A 23,738-nucleotide genomic window follows, 5' to 3' on the forward strand; every position below is an offset into this window, starting at 1 on the left:
ACATCGGGTAAACGTCTCATGTTCGATCGATGACACTGCTATTACACGACAGAAGTGTCGATCAGCAGTGCGTGGACCGCTCGCCCGGCTCCCCGAGGAACACCTGACGCACCACGCGCTCCGCCGCCCGCCCGTCGTCCAAAGTGCAGAATCGGGCCCGGAAATGCTCGCGGGCCTTCGTCGCCGCGTCCGAACGCACCCCGTCGGCACGAAACAGGTCGAGCAGATCGGCGAAAGTGGAGGCTACCGCGCCCGGCGGTTCGGCGGTGACATCGAAGTAGACCCCCCGTGCCAGCCGGTACGCCTCCCAGTCCGGGGTGTAGAGCACGATCGGCCGGTCCAGCACCGCGTAGTCGAACATGGCCGACGAGTAGTCGGTGACCAGCACGTCCGCCACCAGATAGAGATCCTCCACCCGCTGATGGCCGCTGACGTCGCGAACCCGCTCCCAGTCCTTCGGCCGCCCGGGACGTCGGTCCCGGTCGTGGAAGTAGTGGCTGCGCATCAGCAACCGGCCCGAACCACCCAGCGCCTGCACGAACCGGTCCGGGTCGAACGGCGGCCGGTAGCCGGGCAGGTGCTCGCGGTGCGTCGGGGCGTACAGGACGACAGGCTCGTCGGGGTCGAGGCCGAACTCCGCGCGGAGCCGGCGCACCTCGTCCGGACCGGCCGTGACCAGGCGGTCGTTGCGCGGATACCCCACCTCCAGCGTGGTGTACGAGGCCGGATAGGCCCGGTCCCACATCTGGGTGGAGAAGCTGTTGGCGCTGACGCTGTAGTCCCAGCGGTCCACCCGGCGCAGCAGCCCGGCGAAGTCCATCCGGCCCGCGCCGATCGGGTAGCGCTGCTGATCCAGCCCCATCACCTTGACCGGGGTGCCGTGGTGGGTCTGCAGGTGCACCTGTTCCGGTCGCTTGCGGACGAAGTCCGGGAAGTTGACGTTGTTGACCAGCCATCGGGCGCGGGCCAGTACCCGGTAGTACGCGGGCGTGCCGGCCACCACGTACTCCACCCCGGCCGGCACGGAGTCCACCCGGTCCCGGCGCACCACCCACACCCCGCGCACCCCCGGCGCCAACCGGCGGGCTACCTCGTAGATGGCCGCCGGGTTGCAGGAGTAACCCCGGTACCAGTACGCGGCGTACACAGCGAGCGTCGGGTCGACCGGCCGCCGCAACTCGGCCCGGTAGTACTCGCGCAGCAGCCCGTCGCGGGTCAGCCGGGCACCGCGCCGGGCGACCGGCCCGACAGTGCGCCGCACGGTGCGGGCCCGCCGGCGGGCGGCGTCCTTGGCCCGGCTGGCGGCCCGCAACGCGCTGAAGGTGCGCCACCGGCCGGTCGCGACCAGCTTGTGTTTGATCCCCTCGACCCCGTCCGGCACCGGATAGCCGCCGGGCGGCAGCCAGCGCTCGTAGTCGGCGGTGATCTGCGCGAAGAACGCCTCCCGCAGCTCCGGCGCGATCCGCTGACCGTTGCCGAGCACCGTCAGGTAGTGCCAGATCATCCGTTCGAAGACCGCCGGCCGCAGGGCCTCCGTCGCCGGCCCCCACGAATCCATCAGGTGGAACACCCGGTGCCACTGCGGGAAGACCTCGAAGTGCCGGTCACCCCGGGTCCTGGTGATCGCGCCGGCGCGGCGTTGGCGGTAGTTCACGCAGACCCGATCCAGTACGCCGATCCGCCGCGCGGCCATCAGCACCGGGTAGCTGAACGAGACGTCCTCGTACCAGCCGGGCGCGAAACGCAGCCCCAGGTCGGCGAGGAACTCCCGACGGACCAGCCGGTTCCACGCGGTGTGCAGCAGGTGCATCGCCTGCGGCCGGTCCCGCAACCGGAAGGTGTCCGGGCCCGGCGACTCCGGGAACACCTCGGCCATCGCACTGCGGGTGGCGGTGTCGTTCCAGTGGGTGCGGACGTGGTCGACCAGCAGGACGTCCGGGCGGGTGACCCGCAACCGCTCGGCGACCTCGGTCAGGCACTCCGGGGCCAGCCAGTCGTCGCCGTCGAGAAACCACACGTACTCGCCGACGGCCCGGTCCAGCCCGATGTTCCGGGCCGGACCGAGGCCGACGTTCTCCGACAGCCGGACCGAGCGGACCCGCTGGTCGCGGGCCGCGTACTCGTCGATGATGTCGCCGCTGGCGTCCGGCGAGCAGTCGTCGACGGCGATCACCTCGATGTCGGTCTCCGGCTGACCGAGGATGGAATCCAGGCATTCCCGGAGGTAACCCTGCACCCGGAAGGCCGGCACCACGAAGCTGATCAGAGTCATCCGGCCGCCCTCCGTCAGCGCGGCGCGGCACCTCCAGCGCCCGCCGGCGCCACCGACGCCCGCGCGCTACGGGCCGGTCGCACGAACCAGGCCAGGACGACGCTCACCACGAAAACCACGAGAAGGTACGCACCGAGTGTAGCCAGTCCGATACCCGCAATACCGGCGATCGCCGCGAGGGCCAACAGCACCGAGCGCCCGTCCCAGCCCAGCGTCGCCGCGTGCAGGGGCGGTGCCGCCTGTCGCTTCTCCAGCCGGGCCGTCAGGTCGTAGTGGTGCACGGTCAGCACGAAGACGTACCCGAAGATCAGCCAGCCGGGCGCCGCGCCAACCACCCCGACCGCGATGGCGAACAGGTACTCGGCGGCCCGCAACGCCGCCGGCACCAGCCAGTCCAGCGGACCGTTGTGCGCCGCCCCGGCGCCCAGGCCACCTACCAGCAGCACCAGCAGCGCCACCGGCACCGCCCAACGCAGCCCATCGGGCGCGTCACTCAGCAGCGCCCCGACCAGCAGCACCGCCGGTCCGAGCGCGGCGATCACCGCCAGGGTCAGCGGCCCCATCGGGCGGACCACCGGCAACCAGCGGGCCAGCGGCCCGTCGTCGCGGTGCAGGGTGGCGTCGACGGTGTCCAGCACCGGCACCCACATCCAGCGGGCCCGCAGCGTCCGCAGCGCCCCGGTGTACGCGAACGCCAGCACCCCCCAGACCAGCACGGCGATCAGGCTCACCAGCGGGTTGAACAGCGCCACGGTCAGCGCGATCAGCGCCCACCGCTCACCGATCGGGAAGACCACTGTCCGCTTCAGCCAGTACGACACCGACCCGGTGTCCGCCTGCACCCTGGTCGACGCCGCGTTGAGCCGGTCACCGATCCCGCCGCTGGCGTTCGTCGCCGTACGCGGCCGGCGGGCCGCCTCGTCGTGCAGCACCCCGTACCAGGTGTCGGTCATGTGCCGGACGGTCTGCAACGTCATCGCGGCGATCGCGAGCGCCCACCCGTTGCCCAGCCCGGCGTGGCTCACCCCGAAGCCCAGCCCGGCGTAGACCAGGTACTCCTTGGCCCGGTCCGCCATCGTGTCCAGCCAGCCACCCCAGGCGCTGAAGTGCCGGGTGTAACGGGCCAACTGCCCGTCCACGCAGTCCAGCACGAAGCCCAGGTAGAGCAGCACCGCGCCACCGACCAGCGCGGGCCGCCCACCGACCCCGAACAGCACCGCCGCGCCCAACGCGAAGAGCACCGAGATCACCGTCACCCCGGTCGGGGTGAGCCGGAGCCGGGCCGAGAGCTGGACCACGTACGGCGACCAGGTGCTGACGAAGTAGGTGGAGAAGAAGTCGTCCTTCTCCTTCACCGACAGCCGCAGCTCCGCCCGGTCCTCGTCGACAGCGGTCACCGCCGCCTCGGCAGCGGTCAGCCCGGCCTGGTCCTCGATCCGGTGGGCGACGAGCAGGCGTACCCGCTGGGCGAAGATCAGGGTGCCGAGCGCCGCGAGACCCGCGAAGAGCCGGTCCACGGCGGACCCGGGGCCACCGGCCGCGACCGATCCCCCGGACCCGGCGCCGCCGGTCGCCGGCAGCGGCGCCACGTCGCCGGCCGGGCCGATCGGGGCGGCCACGGGGAGCATCCCGGACGCGGCGGCCCGGGCGGCGGCCGCGAGGGTCGGCAGGTCGTCCACGCCGACCCGCAGCGCGCCGCCGAACACGCCGGTGGCGGCCCCGTCGAGGGCGTCCAACGCGCCCGCGTCGACCACCTGGCCGCGCTCTTCCCGCACGGCGGTCCGACCGGGCACCGGCGGGTCGCCGAGCACCAGCGCCACGGTGGGGCCCACCGGGCTGGTGGCCAGGTGCCGCAGTACGGCGGTGTGCGCCACCAGGTCGGTGCCGGTGATCAGCACGGGGGCGGTAGCGGTGGCGACCAGGTCGGTCAGCTCGTCGAGGTTGGCGGCGAAGCGCACCTCGTCCGCCCCGGCCAGGCGCAACTGGGCGGCCAGGCGGTCGGCCAGCGGCTCACCGTTCGCAGTGGTCAGGCCCGCCGCGGGCGTCCCGGCGGCGAGCACGATCGCGAGCGTCACCGCGGAACCGCGGCGTGGTACGCGTCGAGCGCCTCGGCGATGGTGCCGTCGAGCGTCAACCGGCCCGCGTCGAGGTACAACCCCCGACGGCAGAACCGGGTCAGGTCCTTTTCGTTGTGTGACACCAGCACCAGCGTGCGCCCCTCCCCGAGCAGACGATCAATAGTCGCGTAACACTTCTTGCGGAACTCCGCGTCCCCGACCGCGGTCACCTCGTCCATCAGCAGGATCGGGTGCGGCAGGTGCGAGATGATCGCGAAACCCAGCCGCACCTTCATTCCCGACGAGTAGTGCCGGACCGACGTGTCGATGGCCCGTTCCACCTGTTCACCGGCGAACTCGACGATCTCGTCGAAGTGCCGTTTCAGGTAGCTCGTCGACAGTCCGTGCAGCCCACCGACCAGGTGCAGGTTCTCCCGCCCGGTCAGGTCGTTGGAGAAACCGGCTGACAACTCCAGCAGCGGCGCCACCGCGCCGTGCACCCGGATGCCGCCCTCGTCCGGAATGAGCACCCCGGCGATGAGCCGCAGCAGTGTGCTCTTGCCGGTGCCGTTGCGGCCGATCACCCCGACGGTCTCGCCGGGCTCGATGCTGAACGACACGTCCCGCAGCGGCCAGAACTGGCCGGGCAACGCACCACGGGCGCCCCGGTGGATGAACAACTCGCGCAGCCGCAGTTGGCGGCGACGGTTGCGGACGAACCGGATGCCCAGGCCGTCCGCCTCGATGATCGGCGCGGCCACGTCAGAGCTCCTTGAGCACGGCTGGCTCCAACCGGCGGAACGACCACCAACCGGCGGCCAGCACCAGCACACTTCCGACGATCGTGGTGGCGAGCAGCCGGGCGTCCGGGAACTCGTCCGGGTACCAGATCGCGTGGTGCAGCTGGAAGATCCCGACCAGCGGGTTCAGCTCGTACACCACCTTCAACCAGCCGGGCAGCCCTGACTCCCGGACCAGGCTCAGCGGATAGATGATCGGCGTGGCGTAGAAGAGCACCCGGATGATCAGCCGCATCAACCGTTCCACGTCGCGCATCAGCACGTTCCACGCGGACAGCAGCAGGGCGAGCCCGGTCAACAGGACCGCTTGGACGGCCACCGCGAGCGGCAGGGAGAGCAGCGACCAGCCGGGGTGGATCCGACCGTGCACCGCGTAGATCACCGCGATGGCGATCAGGATCGGAAGGCCGGCCGCGTACTCGGCGAACCGGCCCGTGACCCGGCCGATCGGAAAGACCTGACGCGGCACGTTCATCGTGGTGATCAGCCGGGACTGGCCGGTCAGCGCGTTCGTCGCCTCGCTCAGCGCCGAACTGGTCCACATCCAGGCGAAGATGCCGGTGATCAGGAACAACGGGTACGACCCGGCCGCCTCACCGAGGTGCCGACCGGTGTCCCGGGAGTAGAGCACCCCGAAGACGAACCAGTAGATGGCGCCCATGCCGAGCGGCTCGATCAACGACCAGAAGTAGCCCAGCACGGACTGCTGGTACTTGACCGCAAGATCGCGCCTGACCAGGATGCGCAGCGAGTTGCGGTGCGACCACAACGCCGCGACGCCAGAGGTCACCGCAGCCTCCCGCCTCCTGAAACGGACGACAGGTTAGCAGTCGGTGAACGATTGCCCCGAATCGACCGGACTCAGCACTCGATCACGTTGACGGCCAGACCGCCACGCGCCGTCTCCTTGTACTTGACCTTCATGTCGGCGCCCGTCTCCCGCATGGTCTTGATGACCTTGTCCAGCGACACCTTGTGCACCCCGTCGCCGCGCAGCGCCAACCGGGCAGCCGTGATCGCCTTGATGCTAGCCACCGCGTTCCGCTCGATGCAGGGGATCTGCACCAGGCCACCCACCGGGTCACACGTCAACCCGAGGTTGTGCTCCATCCCGATCTCGGCCGCGTTCTCCACCTGCTCCGGGGTGCCACCGAGCGCCTCGGCCAGCCCCGCCGCCGCCATCGAACACGCCGAACCGACCTCGCCCTGGCAACCCACCTCGGCGCCCGAGATCGAGGCGTTCTCCTTGAACAACACGCCGATCGCCCCGGCCGTCAGCAGGAACCGCACCACGCCCTCGTCATCGGCGCCCGGCACGAACCGGGTGTAGTAGTGCAGCACCGCCGGAATGATCCCGGCCGCGCCGTTCGTCGGCGCGGTGACCACCCGGCCACCCGCGGCGTTCTCCTCGTTGACGGCGAGCGCGAACAACGTCACCCAGTCCATGGCGTGCAGCGGGTCGGCCGTCCCGACCTCCGCCTCCAGGCCGCGCCGCAGCTCCGCCGCGCGCCGCCGGACCTTCAACCCCCCGGGGAGTACGCCGTCCCGCTCGCAGCCGCGCTCCACGCACTCCTGCATCACCCGCCAGATCTCCAGCAGACCGGCCCGGATGTCCGCCTCGCTGCGCCAGGAACGCTCGTTGGCCAACATCACCTCGCTGATCGACAACCCGGTGCGGGTGGTGACGTCGAGCAGCTGCGCCCCGGTCAGGAAGGGGTACCGCACCACTGTGCTGTCCGGCTTGATCCGGTCCGCCCCCGCCGCCGCCTCGTCCACCACGAACCCGCCACCGACGGAGTAGTAGGTGCGGCTGCGCAGCACGGCACCGGCCCGGTCGTACGCCACGAAGGTCATCCCGTTCGGGTGGTACGGCAACGACCGGCGGCGGTGCAGCGTCAGGTCCCGGTCCGGGTCGAAGTCGATCTCATGCGCGTCGAGGATGTCGATCCGCCGCTCGGCCCGGATCCGCTCGACCCGAGGACCAACGGTGTCCGTGTCGACCGTCTCCGGGGACTCCCCGGCCAACCCCAGCAGCACCGCCCGGTCACTGCCGTGGCCATGCCCTGTGGCACCCAGCGAACCGAACAACTCGGCCTGCACCCGCGCCGTGTCCGTGAGCAGCCCGTCGGCCTTCAACCCACCGACGAACGTACGCGCGGCCCGCATCGGCCCCACCGTGTGCGAGCTGGACGGCCCGATACCGACGCTGAAGAGGTCGAAAACACTGATCATGGCTGCGCTTCCTCGCCGTCGTCCCGGCGTACGGGACCCGGACGGGTCGTGACCACCGATCTGGCGGCCCCGATGGTGACCGTCCGGGGTATGGGGTACCGGCCCTCCGGGGTGTGGAAGGCCGATCAGCCAGCCTACCTGCCCAGCTCACCGCCCACCCGGTCCGGGACGTGAACACCCGACCACCGTCTCCCCCCGCCCGGCGCACGCCTCCCCCACCCCGCCCCGCGCCCCGCGCCCCGCCCCGCGCCGCTCGGCGCCCGGCGCGGCCCTGGCCGCCCGGCGCCGCCTCGCCCGCCCCAGTCGCCCGCTCGCTCCGCAAGATCGTGCTCGATCCAGGATGTAGTGGTGTCCGCCCGTTCTCGATGCCACTACAACCAGGATCGAGCACGATCTCCGCCCGGCTGCGGCGGGCGAGGCTGGCCGGGAGGGGGCGGGGGGCGGGCGCGGAGCGGAGCAGGCGCGGAGCGGGGAGCGGGGAGCGGGCGGGGAGCGGCGCGAGGAGGCGTCAGCGGAGGGTTGCCCGGGTAAAGCACCTACGGGTCCACGGGTCGCCGCTCCTCCTCGGGACCGAGGGCGAGGTGGCCATCCCTTTCTACCGTGGATTGCAGACGCGGCGCACCGCCGCAGAGTGGGAGTACGACGATGAGTCGCAAACTGGTCCGGCCCCGCGAGGGGCGCATGATCGCCGGTGTCTGCGCCGGCCTCGGACGGCGGTTCGGCATGTCGGCCGGAATGGTCCGGCTGCTGTTCCTGCTGTCGCTGCTGCTGCCCGGCACGCAGGTGATCGTCTACCTGATCCTGTGGGTGCTGATGCCGAACGAGGACCGCTACCTGGCCTCCACCGGCCACTGACCCCTCCCCGCGCACCTGACGTAATCGCAGATCTTGGACAGTTTCCGTTAGCTGCTAACGGAAACTGTCCAAGTTTGCTCGGTCCGCCACCGCGACGATGCGTCATATCCGGCGAATCGGCCGCGCGCCTACGCGGGGGGCCTCCGGACCCTTGGCTGCCGTTCCTCACGCCCCATCCGTGCCCACAGGCCCCCTCGTCCGGCTCCCCCAGCGTCGGGCTCGGCCGAGGGCTCATGGCCAACACAACGACGTGCAACAGGGCCGAGGGTGCGGCACTGCCCAGACGCCGAGGGCGAAGGGGCAACACGGGAATCGAGGGGCAAGACGGAAGCGCCCGCTCCGACGGACGTCGGGGGCGGGCGCTTCGGCGTACGGGGGCAGGTCAGGGAGCTATGTAGGTGACAGTGATCTGTTGGTAGCCGAGGGAGCGGAGCAGCCCCTCCAGCATCTTGCGGGTGTTCTCCTCGGCGCGGGCGGAGAGCCCGCTGTCTCGGGCGGCGGCGGTGATCCGGTCCTCGGCGAGCTGGTAGACCTGCTGCTGCCGGTTGGGGTCGTTGCCGACCAGGTCACCGAGTCGGTTGAGCAGACCGCGCTGCTCGGCGAAGACGTAGCTCTTCTCCATGTCGAGGTTGGTCTCGCCGAGCTGCGGCGCGGGCAGCTTGATCTCGACGGACTTGCCGTCGGCGGACTGGACGATGGCACCCTCACCGATCTTGGTGAAGTCGACGTACGCCTCGACGCTGCCGGCCCCGACGAACAGGGTGCGCTCGTTGAGCAGGAAGTCCGGAACGTTGCGCCGGTCGTTCTGGGTGTCGACAACGACCTGGAAGTTGCCTTCGGCGGCCACGTAGCGGCTGAGGTCCTGGATCGACTTCAGCAGCGGTGGCTGACTGCGGTCGGTCTGCTCCTTGGCGAACGGGTTGCGGAACTCCGGCAGGATGCCGGTCGCCTGAATGCCGAGTAGCACGACCACTGCCAGCGCGGCGGCGCCGAGCAGCAGGAGCAGACCGCGGGCCGCCCCACCGCCACCACCGGAGCCGTCGCCACCGCTCGTCGGGCCACCGGGCCCGCCGGGGCCACCAGGACCAGCGGGACCACCAGGATCAGCGGGACCACCCGGCGTGTCGGTGCTCCACTCGGGTGTCGCGCTCGACCGCGCCTTGAGATCGTCACCGGTCGGGTAACCGGGGAACTCTCTCGTGGGCTCGTTGCTGCCAGCGTCGCGGGCCATCACCCTCACCGTCCTCGTCAGACACGTCGTCTGTCAATGACGGTACGGCCCCGATACGACAGTCGCTCGGCGAGCGCCAGGAAGCGACAAACGGGCAGGTCAGGCGAACGCGGAGAGCCCGGTCAGCCGCTGCCCGATGACCAGTTGGTGGATTTCGGAGGTGCCCTCGTAGGTCAGCACGCTCTCCAGGTTGTTGGCGTGCCGCATCACCGGGTACTCGCCGGAGACGCCGTTGGCGCCGAGGATGGTGCGGCACTGCCGGGCGATGGCCAGGGCCTCCCGTACGTTGTTCAGTTTGCCCACGCTGACCTGCTCGGGCCGCAGCCGTCGGGCGTCGGCGAGCCGGCCCAGGTGCAGCGCGAGCAACTGCCCCTTCACCAGCTCGACGGCCATGTCGGCGAGCTTCGCCTGGGTGAGCTGGAAGCCGGCCAGTGGGCGACCGAACTGGGTGCGGGTCGTCGCGTACGCCAGGGCGGTTTCCAGGCAGTCGCGGGCCGCGCCGACAGCGCCCCAGACGATGCCGTAGCGGGCCTCGGTGAGGCAGCTCAGCGGCGCCTTGAGCCCGACCGCCTCGGGCAGTTGGGCGTCGGCCGGGAGCCGGACGTCGTCGAGCACGATCTCGCCGGTCACCGACGCGCGCAGCGACATCTTGCGGTGGATCTCCCGGGCCGTGACGCCGGGTGTGTCCATGGGTACGGCGAAACCCCGCACGCCCTCGTCGGTGCGCGCCCAGATCACCGCGACGTCCGCGATCGGGGCGTTGGTGATCCACATTTTCCCGCCGTTGAGCACCCAGTCGTCGCCGTCGCGGCGGGCCCGGGTGGCCATCGAGGCGGGGTCGGAGCCGTGGTCCGGCTCGGTCAGGCCGAAGCACCCGATCGCCTCACCGGTGGCCATCGACGGCAGCCAGCGTTGCTTCTGCTCCTCGCTGCCGTAGCGCCAGATGGCGTACATGGCGAGCGATCCCTGCACCGAGACCAGGGAGCGGAGGCCGGAGTCACCGGCTTCCAGCTCCTGGCAGGCCAGCCCGTAGGCGACCGCTGATGCGCCGGCGCAGCCGTAGCCGGTCAGGTGCATGCCGAGCAGGCCGAGCTTGCCGAACTCGCGGGCCAGCTCCCGGGCGGGCACCTTGCCGTCCTCGTACCAGTCGGCGACGTGGGGTCGCACCCGGTCGTCGACGAGTTGGCGGACGACGTCGCGGATCTGCCGCTCCTCCTCGCTGAGCGACGGGTCCAGGTCGAGCAGGTCCAGCGCAGCGGTCATGGACGCCACCCTAACGAAGGTTCAGTGCGGGAAAGAAGGGCTCGTCACTCGATGGGCTCGGAGAGCACCAGCACCCGCGCGTGGATCTGGTTGCGCTGCTGGAGGGCGGCGCGCAGCGCCCGGTGCAGCCCGTCCTCCAGGTAGAGCCCGCCGTTCCACTGCACGACGTGTGGGAAGAGGTCACCGTAGAAGGTGGAGTCCTCGGCGAGGAGCTTGTCCAGCGCCAACTCGCGCTTGGTGGTGATCATCTGATCCAGGCGCAGTGGTCGCGGCGGGATCTCCGCCCACTGCTTGAGCGTCAGATTGTGCTCCGGATAGGGACGCCCGTCCCGGACCGCTCTGAAGATCACGACGGCTCGCTCCCCTCCCCGTGGCCGGGCCGACCGACGGCGCCGAGCCGGGCCGCGGCGAGCACCGCGCGGCGCGGCACCCCGATGACCGTGCCAGCCTAGCCGCCCAGCGCACGCTGCGTTCTGCTCCCTGATGTCAGTTTCGCTATCGCTCGTCCGATCCTCAACCGGACGAACGGGACGTCGACCTCAGTTCCACCGGCCGCGCCGCACGACCTCGTCCATCGGACGACGCCCCCGGCGCAACGACGGTGACCGATGGTCGGCTGCCCGGTAACCGATTGTGACGGCACCGATGGGTTGGTACTCCGCCGGCACGCCGAACGCGTCCCGGTAGGCGGCGAGCCGCTGCGGCGGAATGCCGAAGAAGCACGCCCCCAGCCCCTCGTCCACGGCGGTGAGCAGCATCAGCAACGCCGCGAACCCGGCGTCCACATGCCAGTACGGCACCGGCCACCGGTCCGTTGACTGATCCGTCCAGCCCTTGTCCGGCTCCGCGTACCGCCGCAGGTAGGCCGACTCGTTGGCGTGCGGCACCACGATCAGGGGTGCCCGGCGCATGCCGGCGAGCCAGCGCTCCCGCCCACCGCCCTCGGGGGTGGTGGCGGCCCAGAACCGTTCCCGATCGGCCGGCTCCTCCACCACCAGGAAACCCCAGCCCTGGGCGAAGCCGGCAGACGGCGCGCGGACCGCGTGGTCGAGCAGCCGGTCCACCACGTCGGGCGGGACCGGGCGGTCCGGGTCGTAGTTGCGCACCATCCGCCGACGGCGGACGACCTCGGCGAACTCCATCAGGCACCGGGGCGGATGCCCCAGGCACCTCGCCAGGTGGTTCCGGGCTTGAGCGTGAGCAGGTCCTTGCCGGACCGGAACGCGTCCGGTGGGCAGGTCATCGGCTCGATCGCCACCGAGCGGCGGTGCCGCTCACCGGTGAGCGCGTCCCCGGTGAACACCTGCCACCAGCCGAACTCGGCGTCCGCCCAGATACTCACAGCGGTCGCGCCGTCCGGCGCGGAGAGGCTCACCGACGAACCACCGTCGGCGTCCCGGATCACCTCGCCGAAGCAGGCGTCCAGCACGGCCGCGCCGATCCGGCGCGGGCTGGTCCAGTCGTACTCGGTGCCGGCCACCGGGGTCACCCCCACCGGCAGCAACCGACCGTCCACCACCACCCGGCTCCGGGTGGGCAGCCGCAGCACCAGGTCGTCAACGGCCACGCCCGGCAGTTGCAGGTACGGGTGCACGGAGAAGCCGAACGGGGCCAACTCCCCGCCGATGTTCGTCACCTCGTGCGCGGCGCGCAGCCCGTCCGCGTCGACGCTCCACCGGCTGCGCAACCGCAGCGGCCACGGGTAGCCGGGCTGCGGCGGCAGGTCGTAGCCGACCGTCACGGCGTCATCCGACTGCTCCAGCAACTGCCAGGGCACCCAGTTGACCAGCCCGTGGATGGCCACGTGTCGCTCCGGCTCGGTCAGTGCGAGCTGGTGCGTCCGCCCGTTGAACGGGTAGCGGCCATCGCGGATCCGGTTCGGCCAGGGTGCCAGCACCTGCCCGGTGCAACCGGGGCAGACCTCGTCGGTCTGGTACCCGTCGACCAGGTCGACACCGTCGTGCCGGTACGTCCGGAGCCCACCGCCGACCTCCACGATGACGGCCTCGTGGCCGGCGGCGGAGATGGTCCACTGGGCGCCGGAGAACGGGCGCGGATCGGGGCTTTCCATGCCGGCGACCCTAACCGGTCAGGTCCGGTCGCCGCTCGACGCCGCCGCCCGGTAGCGCAGCAGCGCCGGGAACGCGACAGCGAGCACCACCACGAGCACCGCGGAGGCGAGCCCACCGGCCACCCAGGCCACCCCGCCACCGAACCCGGCGGCCATGGTGCCGGCGCGCAGGTCACCCAGGCGCGGGCCACCCGCCACCACCACCGTGTTCACGCCCTGGAGTCGGCCGCGCATCCGGTCCGGTGCGTAGACCAGCAGCATCGACTGACGCAGCACCGCGCTGATCAGGTCGGCGGCGCCGGCCACGGCGAGCAGCACGACCATCAGCCAGAGCTGGTGGGCCAACCCGGCTGCGGCGATCGCCAGGCCCCAGCCGACCACAGCGAGCACCAGGCCGAGCCCCTGCCGCCGGAGCCGGCCGATCCAGCCGGACGTCAGCCCACCGATCATCGAGCCGATCGCGATGGCGCTGTAGAGCAGGCCGACCGAGCCACCGCCGCCGAACCGCTCGTGCGCGATCTCCGGGAAGAGGGCCCGTGGCATGGCGAGGATCATCGCGATCAGGTCCACCCCGAAGGACAGCAGCAGGACCGGGGTGGTGGCCAGGTAGCGGAACCCGTCGACGACGCTGGCCAGACCGGCACGCCGGGCCTGGCCGTCGGCGGTGGGCTCGGGCGGGAGCGAGGGCAACCGCAGCGCGGCCCAGAGCATCGCGGTGAACAGCACCGCGTCCAGCCCGTAGGCGATCGGCAGGACCACAGTGGTGTCCGGCGAGGCGGAGAGGATCAGGCCGGCGGCGAGCGGGCCGGCGACCGAGGCGGCGGTGAAGGTCGTGTAGTTCAGTGTGGTGGCGGACGCCACCAGGTCCTCCGGCACCAGCCGGGGCAGCATGGCGCTGCGGGCCGGCGAACTGATCGCGAAGGCCACCGACTGCAACGCCATCAACGCCAGCAGCAGCACCGGGCTGCCCACGTCCAGCAGTGCCTGGAGCAGCAGCCCGAGAGTGGATGCCCAGAGCAACAATGAGCCGCCGAGCAGCACCGCACGCCGGTCGCGGGCGTCGGCGACCGCGCCGCCCCAGAGCCCGAAGATCAGCAGCGGTACGAAGGCGGCCACTCCCAGCAGGCCCACCCAGAACGAGTCCCGGGTCAGGGCGTACATCTCCACCGGCACCGCGACGGCGGTGAACTGGAAGCCGAACATCGCCACCGTGTTGCCGAGCCAGAGCCGGCGGTACGCCGGAACCCGCAGCGGGCGCACGTCGATCGCCCAGCGGCGCGCGGCGCGCGGCCGGGACTCCTGCACACCCGTCACGGCGCCAACCGCTCGACGATCCAGCCACCCGCGTCGAGGCGACGGAAACGGAGCCGGTCGTGCAACCGGCTGGCCCGGCCCTGCCAGAACTCCACCGACTCGGGTTGGACCCGCAGCCCGCCCCAGTGCGACGGGGTCGGGATCTCGGCCTGGTCGGCGAACCGGCCGGCCGCCTCCTGGTACCGCTCCTCCAGCGCCGCCCGGCCCGACACGACCTGGGACTGCGGGCTGGCCCAGGCACCCAGTTGGGAGCCGCGCGGCCGACTGGCGAAGTACGCCTCGCTCGTGGCGCGGTCGACGGGCGCGATCCGCCCGGCGACCACCACCTGACGCTGCATGGGAAACCACGGAAAGACGAGGCTGGCGTACGGGTTGGCGGTCGCCTCGACGCCCTTGCGCGACAGGTGGTTGGTGAAGAAGACGAAGCCCTCCCTGTCGTACCCCTTCAGCAGCACCGTCCGCCCGCTCGGCCGGCCGGCCGTGTCGGCGGTGCCCACCACCATGGCGTTCGGTTCGGGTAGCCCGAAGGCCACCGCGTCGGCGAACCACCTGTCGAACTGGGTGTGCCAGTCGACGGCCAGGTCAGCCTCGGTCAGGCCCAGGTCCGCGGCGTACTCGTTACGCATCGCGGCCGGGGCGGGTGTGTCGCCCGTCACGTCCCCACTCCTTTTCGCAGGCCCCGCCAGCACCCTCCCGCGCTGACCAGCCCGCCCTGCCCCAGTCTCACCGAGCCGGGCGGAGAATGCGCGTCCGGGGATGTCGCGTGCAGCACAGTCGCAGCGGGTCGCGTATCCCTTACTCAGCAGGCAGTATGTTCCGAACACATCCCTGAGGGTCGCCTAAGGCGCTCGGCCGATCGGGCCGGATGAGCGATCGGGCGCACCGACCAGATCCAGGAGAGCGACATGGCCGATTTCAAACCCGGGCTGGAGGGCGTCGTCGCCTTCGAGACCGAGATCGCCGAACCTGACCGTGAGGGCGGTGCGCTGCGCTATCGCGGAGTCGACATCGAGGATCTGATCGGCCAGGTGTCGTTCGGCAACGTGTGGGCACTGCTGGTCGACGGCCGGTTCGGGCCGGGCCTGCCGCCGGCGGAGCCGTTCCCGGTGCCGGTGCACTCCGGTGACATCCGCGTCGACGTGCAGTCCGCGGTCGCCATGCTGGCCCCGTACTGGGGTCTCAACCAGCTGCTGGACATCTCCGACGAGCAGGCCCGTGAGGATCTCGCCCGGGTCTCGGTGACGGCGCTCTCCTTCGTCGCCCAGTCCGCTCGCGGCCTCGGCCTGCCGGCGGTGCCGCAGAAGGAGATCGACAAGGCGCAGACCATCGTCGAGCGCTTCATGAAGCGCTGGCGCGGCGAGCCCGACCCGCGGCACGTCAAGGCCGTCGACGCGTACTTCATCTCGGCCGCCGAGCACGGCCTGAACGCGTCCACCTTCACCGCTCGCATCGTCGCCTCCACCGGGGCGGACGCGGCTGCCTGCATCTCGTCGGGCATCGGCGCCCTCTCCGGTCCGCTGCACGGCGGCGCCCCGTCCCGGGTGCTCAGCATGCTGGAGGCGGTGGAGCGCAGCGGCGACGCGGAGGGCTACGTCAAGGGCGTCCTCGACCGCGGCGAGCGGTTGATGGGCTTCGGCCACCGCGTCTACCGTGCCGAGGACCCGCGCGCCCGAGTGCTCCGGCGCACGGCCAAGGAGCTGGGCGCACCGCGCTTCGAGATCGCCGAGGCGTTGGAGAAGGCCGCCCTCGCCGAGCTTCAGGCCCGTCGCCCGGACCGGGTGCTGGCCACCAACGTCGAGTTCTGGTCGGCCGTGGTGCTGGACTTCGCCGAGGTGCCGGCGCACATGTTCACCTCGATGTTCACCTGCGCCCGGATGGGCGGCTGGAGCGCGCACATCCTGGAGCAGAAGCGCCTCCAGCGGCTGGTCCGCCCGTCCGCCCGCTACATGGGCCCGGAGACCCGCAAGCCGTCCGACGTCGAGGGCTGGGCGGCCATCCCGCACGGCGTCTGAGCGATAGGCAGGGCCCCTTCTCGACGCCGCGCGTCGGGGAGGGGCCCTTCTCGACGACTGCCGGGGCCGACTGTGGCGAAGGACTCAGACCGACGGCCGGGACCCCGCCCATCGCCGTCCGGCCCGGGTGCGAGGATGGGGGCCGGCAGTGTCGCCGGGCCCGCCCTCGCCCTTGCGGAAGGATCTTCAAGACCGTGGCTGACGCACCGATCATCCGGATTCCCGATGAGATCAAGCCCGCCGACGGACGTTTCGGCTGCGGCCCGTCCAAGGTCCGCCCGGCGGCGGTGTCCGCTCTCGCCGAGGTCGCGACCAGCTACCTGGGCACCTCGCACCGGCAGAAGACGGTCCGTGACCAGGTGGCCCGGCTGCGTTCCGGCATCGCCGAGTTCTTCTCGCTGCCCGAGGGCTACGAGGTGGTGATCGGCAACGGTGGCACCACGGCGTTCTGGGAGGTCGCCACCTTCGGCCTGATTCGCGACCGGGCCCAGTTCGCCAGTTTCGGCGAGTTCGGCGCCAAGTTCGCCAAGTCGGTCAAGGACGCCCCGTTCCTGGGTGACCCGACCGTCCGCAAGGCCGACGCGGGCAGCGCACCGACCCTGGTCGCCGAGTCCGGCGTGGACGCGTACGCGACGCCGCAGAACGAGACCTCGACCGGTGTGGCCGTCCCGATCAGCCGGGTGGCCGGGGCCGACGAGGGCGCGCTGCTGCTTGTCGACGCGACGTCCGGCGCGGGTGGCCTGGAGGTCAACGTCGGCGAGACCGACGTCTACTACTTCGCCCCGCAGAAGTGCTTCGGCTCCGACGGTGGTCTCTGGCTGGCCCTGATGTCCCCGGCCGCACTGGACCGGGCCGCCGAGATCAAGGCGTCCGGGCGTTACATCCCGGCCTTCCTCGACCTGGTCACCGCGATCGACAACTCGCGGCTGGAGCAGACCTACAACACCCCGGCGCTGGCCACCATCTTCCTGGCCGCCGAGCAGACCGACTGGATGAATGCGCAGGGCGGTCTGGCCTGGGCGGCGAAGCGCACCGCCGAGAGCGCCGCCACCGTCTACGGCTGGGCCGAGCGGTCCAGCGTGGCCACCCCGTTCGTCACCGACCCGGCGCTGCGCTCCAACGTGGTCGCCACCATCGACTTCGCCGACGGGGTGGACGCCACGGCGATCGCCAAGGCGCTGCGCGCGAACGGCATCGTGGACACCGAGCCCTACCGCAAGCTCGGTCGCAACCAGCTGCGGGTGGCGCTGTTCCCGGCCGTCGAGCCGGCCGATGTCGAGGCGCTGACCGCGTCCATCGACTACGTGGTCGAGCGACTCTGACGTTCGTCACGGTCGGTGTCCGTTGGGCCCTCCACGGACACCGACCGTAGTCATCGCCGCAGCTCAGTCACGACATGCGGGGTGTCGCTTCCCCCACCCCGAGGCAGATGCGCGTACGGTGGTCCGAGACGCCTGGGTGGCCGACTCGTGGCGTGCGGCCAGCGAAGCGGGACGGAGGCAACGCTATGCGCCCAGTACGCTTCGTCGCCCTCTCCGAGGACGGCCATGCCCTGGTTCTCGCCGACGAGGTTGGGCGGCTGCTCGCCCTGCCGATCGACGAACGGATCTCCGGTGCGCTGCACGCCGAGCCCGGCGCGCCGCCGCTCGCTGTGGCGCCGACCGCGGCCGACCCGGTTCCGTCACTGTCTCCTCGGGACATTCAGGCCCGCATCCGCTCCGGTGAGTCCGCGGAGGATGTCGCCCGGATCGCCGGGGTGCCGGTCGACCGGGTGCTGCGCTATGCCGGCCCGGTGCTGCAGGAGCGGGCGATGCTCGCCCAGCACGCCCGCCGCACCCGCCTCAAGGGCGCGGAGAAGCCCACCCCGCTCGCCGAGGTGGTCAACGGTCGGCTGAGCCAGCACGGCATCGACACCGAGAAGATCTCCTGGGACGCGTACCGGCGTGACGACGGCACCTGGCGGATCATCGCCACCTGGCCGTCGGGCAAGGCCACCGCGCAGGCCATCTGGGATCTCGACAAGACCCGGCAGTCGGTCGCCCCGCACGACGACATGGCGCAGTACCTGTGCGCCGAGCGGCCCACGCCGATCCTCGGCCAGGAGCCGGCGCCGGAGCGGGGCGGGCATGCCCTGCCTGGTCCGTCGCGTGGCGAGCCGAGTCGTGGTGGGCACGGGTTGCCGGCGGCGTCCGAGCACCCGCGCCCTGGCCGCGATCCGATCCGCGCCGGCCGGGACGCGCTACTAGCTTCCCTGGACCGCCCGCTCGGCGCCTCGTCGGGTCGCGGGCTGGAGCCGCGTACCCCGGCTGCCCTTGCCGGTTCGGACGCGCCCCGGCAGCGGCCGGTCGGTGGGGGTGCCGCCGCGTTGCTCGGCGGTGGCCAGGGCTCGGCCTTCGACGACGATTCGGACGCGCCCAAGGAGGTGCCGGCCGTGCCGTCGCTGGCGGTGCTGCGGCCCCGCCGGACGGGCGCCGCGGCGGCCGCCGGCGGCGAGTCCACCGACGCCAACGGCAAGCCCCGCAAGCGGCTGCCGAGCTGGGACGACGTGCTCTTCGGCAGCGGCCCGGCCGCCCGCGAGTCTTCCTGACGCCTCGCGTCGACGGGTGACAGTGTGCACCCGTCGACGCGAGCGTCCGGACCTCACCGAATGCCGTTGCGATGAGGGGCGGCGACCCCGCGTACGGCGTCGGCGACGGCGGCGAAGTCCTTCTTGAGGATCGCTCCGTGGTTGCTGGCGACCTTCGCGCCGATCGTGATGTGCGGGTTGCGGGCGGTCACCGCGTCGAGGCTGGTCCGGATCTGCTCCTGCTCGTCCCCACGGCTGCCGAGGGACGTTCCGGAGGCGACCACGTACCGCACGGGGACGGTGATGGCGTCCAGCACCGGGCCGAGTTCCCGCTCGCGGGAGAGTTCGCCGAGTTCGATGTTGCTGTCCGCCATCTGGTCGGCGCTCATCCGGGGGGTCAGGCCTGTGGGGCGCAGCAGCGGCATGAACAGGTTCATCCGTCGGAACATCTTGCGGATCCGCTGCGCCATGGCCTCGTCGAGCCAGTCGTGGGGGAACGCGCCGTCGACAAGGACCGCGCCCAGGGCCCGCTCCGGGTTCCGGTTGACCCAGTGCGCTCCGACCACCGCGCCGTAGGACCAGCCCACCAGCACCGCCTGGTGCACCCCTCGGGCGGCGAGAACGGCGTCGACGTCCCGGACGGCAGCCTCGAACGAGTAGTCGGCTGAGCGCTTCGACTTCCTGCCGCGAGCCCGCTCGTCGTAGGTGATGTGCCGGAACCCGGTGCCGAGGTCGGCGATGACGCGCCGCCAGTACCCCTGGGTGGCGAACTGGCCGTTGAGGTAGACCACGGGGATGCCGGGACCGCCGGTGTCGGTGACGGCCAGGGCCGTGTCGTCGACCGGCACCATGCCGGTCCACGCCGAGCTGGTCGAGGTCATGCTGTTGTTCGTCATCTCGATCCGTCCTTTTCAGAGGCTGCGGGCGTTGATGTCGCCCTGCATGGTGCTGGCGTGGATGTCGAGCTCGATGGTGCCGTCGTTCTTGAGGGAGTTGCTGACACGGCCGTGGCCGGTGCCGGCGTCCAGGGCGGCCGAGACGCCGGCCGCCGCCACGACCGAGATGTCGCCGGACTGGGTACGGAGGACGACTGTGCCGCGCATGGCCTCGGCGACGGTGATGTCACCCCGGGCGGTGCTGATTTCGGCGGGGCCGTTGAGCCGGCCGACCTCGACGTCGCCGTCGATGGCGGTGAGGCGGACACTCGCGGCCTCGTCGATCTTGATTTCCCGGTACGCCCCGTCGACGGCGACGTCGCCGAGGCGGCCGACGCCCCGAAGTTCGGCGCTGGCGGCCCTGGCCTGGACGTGGGAGCCGGCGGGCACCTGGACGGTGACCTCCAGGGAGCCGGAGGGGCCGAAGAGCTTGTTGATGGGACGTGCTGTCGTGATTCGCAGGACGCTGTCGGCGTAGGTGACAGTGGTCTGCTCGGCGGCCCTGGTGTCGCTGCTCTTGGCGGGGTCGGCAGGGAGGACCTCGACGGTGGTGTCGGAGCGGTCCGCGGCGATGAGCTGGATGCGTCCGGCGGGGATGTCCAGGACGGCGGAGATGGGGGCGGGTGTGGCGAACGTCTGCATCGTGCTCTCCCAGGTCGGTGCTTGTTTCTGATGTGGGAAACGCTACGTTGCTTTCCAGTTTTTGCAACACCCTTGTTGCAGCTAAGCAGAGTTTTAGCTGTTCAAAGCCATGAAGTTGTTGCAACAGCCCTAGATCTAATGCAACGTCGCTGACGTTTACGTTGCATTGGCGTGTGAGTTAACGCTATGGTGGCGGGGTCTGGGGCCACCGCCCTACGAGACCACGAGGGAGATCGCGATGCCGGGAGGCAGGCTCACCCAGCAGGAACGCCAGCAGATCGCGCTGGGGCTGGCCGACAGCCTCCCCTACGCCGAGATCGCCCGACGCCTCGACCGTCCCACCTCGACTGTCACGCGCGAGGTGATGCGCAACGGCGGCCCCACCGGCTACCGCGCCGATCTGGCCCACCGCGCGACCGAGCGCCGCGCCCACCGGCGCAAGCCCGCCCCCTCCCGTGGGGTCGAGGCGGCCGGCCGCCCAGACGGACGCGACGCCCAGGCCGTGGCCGACTACGAGGAGACGTTCACCACCGTCCTCATGGCCTCCGGTCTGAACAAGATGGGTGCCCGAGTGTTGACCAACCTGTTCCTCACCGACTCGGGCAGTCTCACCGCGTCCGAGCTCGCCCAGCGCCTCCAGGTCAGCCCGGCGTCGATCTCCAAGGCGATCACCTTCCTGGAGAGCCAGAGCCTCGTCCGCCGCGAACGCGACGAACGCCGCCGCGACCGCTACGTCATCGACGACGAGCTCTTCTACCAGGCGACGATCGCCAGTGCTCGGGCCAACGACCATCTCGTCGCGACCGCACGCCAGGGCGTCGCTCTCCTCGGCGCGCACACCCCCGCCGCCGCCCGGCTGGAGAACATCGCCCGCTTCCTCGACTTCATCAGCGAGAGCATCACCCGCGCCGCCGGACAGGCCCGCGAGGTTCTCCGCAGCAGGCCTTCCACAGCGACCAGCGACGTGCCGCCGGGTCACAGCGACCAGGCGGCGATCCGTTCGTAGCGCGGTCGGCCGCCGAGGTAGCTGCGCACCAGCACCAGCTCCGACGCCGGCCACGATGGCCCTTCGTACCCGTCCAGGCTGGCCCGGTCGGCCTCGACGTCGGCCGGGTCCATCCGGTCGCCGGGCCGGGCGACGGTCAGGTGCGGCCGAAATGGCCTGTCGTCGCACGGCAGCCGGCCGTGGCTCAGCCGGGACCGAATCAGCCCGGCCAGCACGTGCAACGCCTCGACCTCCCCCCGCAGGTCCACCCACAGCACTGTGGATCGACCCCGACCGAACCGGCCACCGCCGCCGAGACTCAACCGGGGTGCGGCGTTCCGGCCGTCCCGGAACCGCTCGGCGGCCAGGCCGAGCGCACTCTCCACCTCGACCAGCCGGTCAGACTCGACGCTGCCGAGGAACGCCACTGTGAGATGCAGGTCGGCCGGCTCGGCGAGCCGGACGTTGACGCCAGCGGCGGTCGCCGCCGCGACGCGCAGACGGGCGACCTGTGCGCCAAGGTGATTGACCGCCTGGACGGACGGGCGGACCGCGACGAAGAGTCGCACAGTGTGCGGCCGCTCAGCGGTGCCGCTGCCGGAGCCCAGCTCGGGCCGCCGGCAGGGCCAGCCCGGCGGCGTGCAGAACGCCCTCCACCCGGACCCGCTCGATCTCCTGATCGACGCCCTCCAGCTCGGCGAGGTGCTCGGCGATGCCGAGGGCGCGGCAGGCGAGGCGAAGCCGGTCGTCGTACGCCTGGAGCAGTGCGCTGTGCCAGACCATCGAGCGACCGCTGCCGCCGACCCGCTGACCGCCGAGACGGCGCAGGTCGGCGGCGAGCTGCTCCAGCGGCCGGCGGTCAGCGCTGTCGAACTCGCTGAGGTCGATGTCCCGGGTCAGCGCGTCGGCCTCGATGGCCCGGTCGAGACGGGCGATGGTGCGTTTCTCCCGGCGGCGGTCACGCCACTCGGACCAGCCGCAGACCACCCGGTCGAGGATCTCGTCGTAGCAGAAGAGCAGGGCGAACGCCGCCGGCAGAGTGGCCACGGCGAGGAACGCCAGGGCCAGCATCAGCGCGCGTCCGACTCCCACGTATCGACGCTAAGCCCCACCGTGCCACCCCGCCACCGGTTTCGCCGCATCCGCGCGATCCGCGCAACCGGACGCGGCCGGCGCCGGTGGTAAACCTCTCAGCAGTCGGCGGAGGTGACGTAGAAACGGGGCATCGGCAGAACCCGGAACCGCAGCCGGGCACCGGAGTGGCGGAGCTGCCAGGTGAGGGCGATCACCGCGGCGGCCAGCGAGATGAGCCCGCCCATCCAGATGCTGGCACCGGCACCGTAGTGCTCCGCGACCCAGCCGATGAGCGGCGCGCCGACCGGGTTGGTGCCCAGGAACACCAGCACCCACAGGGCCATCACCCGTCCCCGGAAGGCCGCGTCGACGCCCATCTGGATCCGCTGGTTGGCGGCCTGGGCGAAGAAGACCATGCAGAAGCCGGTCGGCACCAGCAGCACCACGACCAGCCAGTACGCCGTGGAGAGGCCGACCAGGGTGCCGAAGCTGGCGCAGGCGATCGCCGCGCCGAGCACCAGCCACACCGACGGGCGGCTACGCCGACCGGTGCCGCTGAGCGCGCCGCCGAGCGCGCCGACGGCCAGTGCCGTGCTGAACAGGCCGAAGGAGGCGGCACCGGTGTGGAAGACCGTCTTCGCCAGCGCGGCCAGGGTGAGCTGGAAGTTGAACAGCGACATGCCGATCACCGACATGATCGCCATTGGCAGCAGCAGGTCGGGGCGACGCCACACGTACCGCAGGCCGTCGACGACCCGGGCGGACGCCCGCTCGTCGCGGGGCAGCAGGGCATCGCGGTGCAGCTCGGCCGTACGCATCCGGACCACGTTGACCAGGGGCGCGATGGAGCTGACAGCGGTGAAGAGGAAGACCGGGCCCACGTCGAACGCGGCGATGGCCAGGCCGGCCACAGCCGGGCCGACGATCCGGGCGGAGTTGAACACGGCGGCGTTCAGCGACAGCGCGTTGGGCAGCAGCGGCGTGCCGACCAGTTCGGAGACGAACGCCTGCCGGACCGGGGTCTCCACCGCGTTGGCAGTGCCGAGCAGCGCGGCGAAGGCGAAGACGTGCCAGAGCTGCACCAGATCGGTGAGGACCAGCAGCGACATGCCGAGCGCCAGGAGGCTCCAGAAGGCGTTGGCGGCGAAGAGCAACACCCGCTTGTCGTACCGGTCGGCGAGCCGACCGGAGAGCAGGGTGAGCAGGAGCACCGGGGTGAACTGGCAGGCGGTGACCACGCCGAGCGCGGTCGCCGAGTTGTTGGAGAGCTCGAGGACGAGCCAGTCCTGGGCGATGAACATCATCCAGACGCCGATCAACTTGATCAGCTGCCCGGATGCGAAGAGGCGGTAGTTGCGGACCTGTAGGGACTGGAACATCGTGCTCAGCTTCGCCTGCACTCTTGGTGCGCCTCCTCCGGACGTACGCG

The 23,738-nt window shown here is 71.3% G+C and carries 21 protein-coding genes and 1 pseudogene; 5 read left to right on the forward strand and 17 right to left on the reverse strand.

Annotated features, from left to right (window positions below):
- Positions 1 to 61: 61 nt before the first annotated feature.
- From OH804_RS25580 to OH804_RS25600, 5 genes and pseudogenes are all read right to left on the reverse strand, one after another.
- Positions 62 to 2,272, reverse strand: coding sequence for a CDP-glycerol glycerophosphotransferase family protein (locus OH804_RS25580; protein WP_406060001.1), 2,211 nt, complete (start codon positions 2,270 to 2,272; stop codon positions 62 to 64).
- 14 nt (positions 2,273 to 2,286) lie between these two features.
- The gene (locus OH804_RS25585; protein ID WP_196920770.1) at positions 2,287 to 4,347 is read right to left on the reverse strand and encodes a DUF5941 domain-containing protein; all 2,061 of its coding nucleotides are present in this window, start codon (positions 4,345 to 4,347) and stop codon (positions 2,287 to 2,289) included.
- A pseudogene (locus tag OH804_RS25590) lies at positions 4,344 to 4,949 on the reverse strand (ABC transporter ATP-binding protein); the annotation flags it as partial. The gene OH804_RS25585 and the pseudogene OH804_RS25590, both read right to left, overlap by 4 nt.
- 142 nt (positions 4,950 to 5,091) lie before the next feature.
- Positions 5,092 to 5,919 carry an ABC transporter permease gene (locus OH804_RS25595; protein ID WP_091395221.1) on the reverse strand — a complete coding sequence of 276 codons (828 nt, stop codon included), beginning with the start codon at positions 5,917 to 5,919 and terminating at the stop codon, positions 5,092 to 5,094.
- 71 nt (positions 5,920 to 5,990) lie between these two features.
- Positions 5,991 to 7,361, reverse strand: coding sequence for an L-serine ammonia-lyase (locus OH804_RS25600; protein ID WP_196920768.1), 1,371 nt, complete (start codon positions 7,359 to 7,361; stop codon positions 5,991 to 5,993).
- Between the two features lie 645 nt (positions 7,362 to 8,006).
- Between OH804_RS25600 and OH804_RS25605 the strand changes: the two genes are divergently transcribed.
- A complete protein-coding gene (locus OH804_RS25605; RefSeq protein ID WP_030486383.1) occupies positions 8,007 to 8,216 on the forward strand; it encodes a PspC domain-containing protein in 210 nt (69 codons plus the stop codon).
- A 382-nt stretch (positions 8,217 to 8,598) separates the two neighbouring features.
- Here OH804_RS25605 and OH804_RS25610 read toward each other — a convergent pair whose 3' ends face one another.
- From OH804_RS25610 to pdxH, 7 genes are all read right to left on the reverse strand, one after another.
- Complete coding sequence (locus OH804_RS25610) at positions 8,599 to 9,447, reverse strand: DUF4230 domain-containing protein (RefSeq protein WP_406060005.1); 849 nt, start codon at positions 9,445 to 9,447, stop codon at positions 8,599 to 8,601.
- 99 nt (positions 9,448 to 9,546) lie between these two features.
- Entirely contained in the window at positions 9,547 to 10,710 is a 1,164-nt protein-coding gene (locus tag OH804_RS25615) for an acyl-CoA dehydrogenase family protein (RefSeq protein ID WP_406060007.1), read from the reverse strand.
- Between the two features lie 44 nt (positions 10,711 to 10,754).
- Positions 10,755 to 11,060, reverse strand: a complete 306-nt coding sequence (locus OH804_RS25620) for a type II toxin-antitoxin system VapB family antitoxin (RefSeq protein ID WP_030329612.1) — start codon at positions 11,058 to 11,060, stop codon at positions 10,755 to 10,757.
- Positions 11,061 to 11,249: 189 nt separating this feature from the next.
- Positions 11,250 to 11,852, reverse strand: a complete 603-nt coding sequence (locus OH804_RS25625; RefSeq protein WP_196920765.1) for a nitroreductase family protein — start codon at positions 11,850 to 11,852, stop codon at positions 11,250 to 11,252.
- Positions 11,852 to 12,781 carry an aldose 1-epimerase family protein gene (locus OH804_RS25630; protein WP_406060009.1) on the reverse strand — a complete coding sequence of 310 codons (930 nt, stop codon included), beginning with the start codon at positions 12,779 to 12,781 and terminating at the stop codon, positions 11,852 to 11,854. The genes OH804_RS25625 and OH804_RS25630 overlap by 1 nt, the downstream gene beginning before the upstream one ends.
- Before the next feature lie 18 nt (positions 12,782 to 12,799).
- Positions 12,800 to 14,095, reverse strand: a complete 1,296-nt coding sequence (locus OH804_RS25635; protein ID WP_406060011.1) for an MFS transporter — start codon at positions 14,093 to 14,095, stop codon at positions 12,800 to 12,802.
- Complete coding sequence (gene pdxH / locus OH804_RS25640) at positions 14,092 to 14,721, reverse strand: pyridoxamine 5'-phosphate oxidase (protein WP_406066665.1); 630 nt, start codon at positions 14,719 to 14,721, stop codon at positions 14,092 to 14,094. The genes OH804_RS25635 and pdxH overlap by 4 nt, the downstream gene beginning before the upstream one ends.
- A gap of 279 nt (positions 14,722 to 15,000) precedes the next feature.
- Between pdxH and OH804_RS25645 the strand changes: the two genes are divergently transcribed.
- The 3 genes from OH804_RS25645 (at position 15,001) to sepH (ending at position 18,694) form a co-directional block, all read left to right on the forward strand.
- The gene (locus OH804_RS25645; protein ID WP_091395245.1) at positions 15,001 to 16,107 is read left to right on the forward strand and encodes a citrate synthase 2; all 1,107 of its coding nucleotides are present in this window, start codon (positions 15,001 to 15,003) and stop codon (positions 16,105 to 16,107) included.
- A gap of 194 nt (positions 16,108 to 16,301) precedes the next feature.
- Entirely contained in the window at positions 16,302 to 17,429 is a 1,128-nt protein-coding gene (gene serC, locus OH804_RS25650) for a phosphoserine transaminase (protein ID WP_196920762.1), read from the forward strand.
- Between the two features lie 185 nt (positions 17,430 to 17,614).
- A complete protein-coding gene (gene sepH / locus OH804_RS25655; protein WP_196920761.1) occupies positions 17,615 to 18,694 on the forward strand; it encodes a septation protein SepH in 1,080 nt (359 codons plus the stop codon).
- 53 nt (positions 18,695 to 18,747) lie between these two features.
- On the opposite strand, the gene OH804_RS25660 is transcribed toward sepH, so the two are convergent.
- Together OH804_RS25660 and OH804_RS25665 are read right to left on the reverse strand one after the other, a co-directional pair.
- The gene (locus OH804_RS25660) at positions 18,748 to 19,569 is read right to left on the reverse strand and encodes an alpha/beta fold hydrolase (protein WP_406060014.1); all 822 of its coding nucleotides are present in this window, start codon (positions 19,567 to 19,569) and stop codon (positions 18,748 to 18,750) included.
- 15 nt (positions 19,570 to 19,584) lie between these two features.
- The gene (locus OH804_RS25665) at positions 19,585 to 20,250 is read right to left on the reverse strand and encodes a DUF4097 family beta strand repeat-containing protein (protein WP_406060016.1); all 666 of its coding nucleotides are present in this window, start codon (positions 20,248 to 20,250) and stop codon (positions 19,585 to 19,587) included.
- 238 nt (positions 20,251 to 20,488) lie between these two features.
- Here OH804_RS25665 and OH804_RS25670 point away from each other — a divergent pair, with 238 nt between their 5' ends.
- Positions 20,489 to 21,256, forward strand: a complete 768-nt coding sequence (locus OH804_RS25670) for a helix-turn-helix domain-containing protein (RefSeq protein WP_196920758.1) — start codon at positions 20,489 to 20,491, stop codon at positions 21,254 to 21,256.
- On the opposite strand, the gene thpR is transcribed toward OH804_RS25670, so the two are convergent.
- The 3 genes from thpR to OH804_RS25685 form a co-directional block, all read right to left on the reverse strand.
- On the reverse strand, positions 21,226 to 21,804 hold the full coding sequence (thpR, locus tag OH804_RS25675) for an RNA 2',3'-cyclic phosphodiesterase (RefSeq protein ID WP_406060018.1): 579 nt from the start codon (positions 21,802 to 21,804) through the stop codon (positions 21,226 to 21,228). The two genes, OH804_RS25670 and thpR, sit on opposite strands and share 31 nt — an antisense overlap.
- Before the next feature lie 13 nt (positions 21,805 to 21,817).
- Positions 21,818 to 22,327, reverse strand: coding sequence for a hypothetical protein (locus tag OH804_RS25680; protein WP_196920756.1), 510 nt, complete (start codon positions 22,325 to 22,327; stop codon positions 21,818 to 21,820).
- 98 nt (positions 22,328 to 22,425) lie between these two features.
- On the reverse strand, positions 22,426 to 23,709 hold the full coding sequence (locus OH804_RS25685; RefSeq protein ID WP_406060020.1) for an MFS transporter: 1,284 nt from the start codon (positions 23,707 to 23,709) through the stop codon (positions 22,426 to 22,428).
- Between the last annotated feature and the right edge of the window lie 29 nt (positions 23,710 to 23,738).

The sequence above is a fragment of the Micromonospora sp. NBC_00860 genome (assembly GCF_045207375.1).
In the GTDB taxonomy this organism is placed as follows: Bacteria; Actinomycetota; Actinomycetes; order Mycobacteriales; family Micromonosporaceae; genus Micromonospora; species Micromonospora vinacea.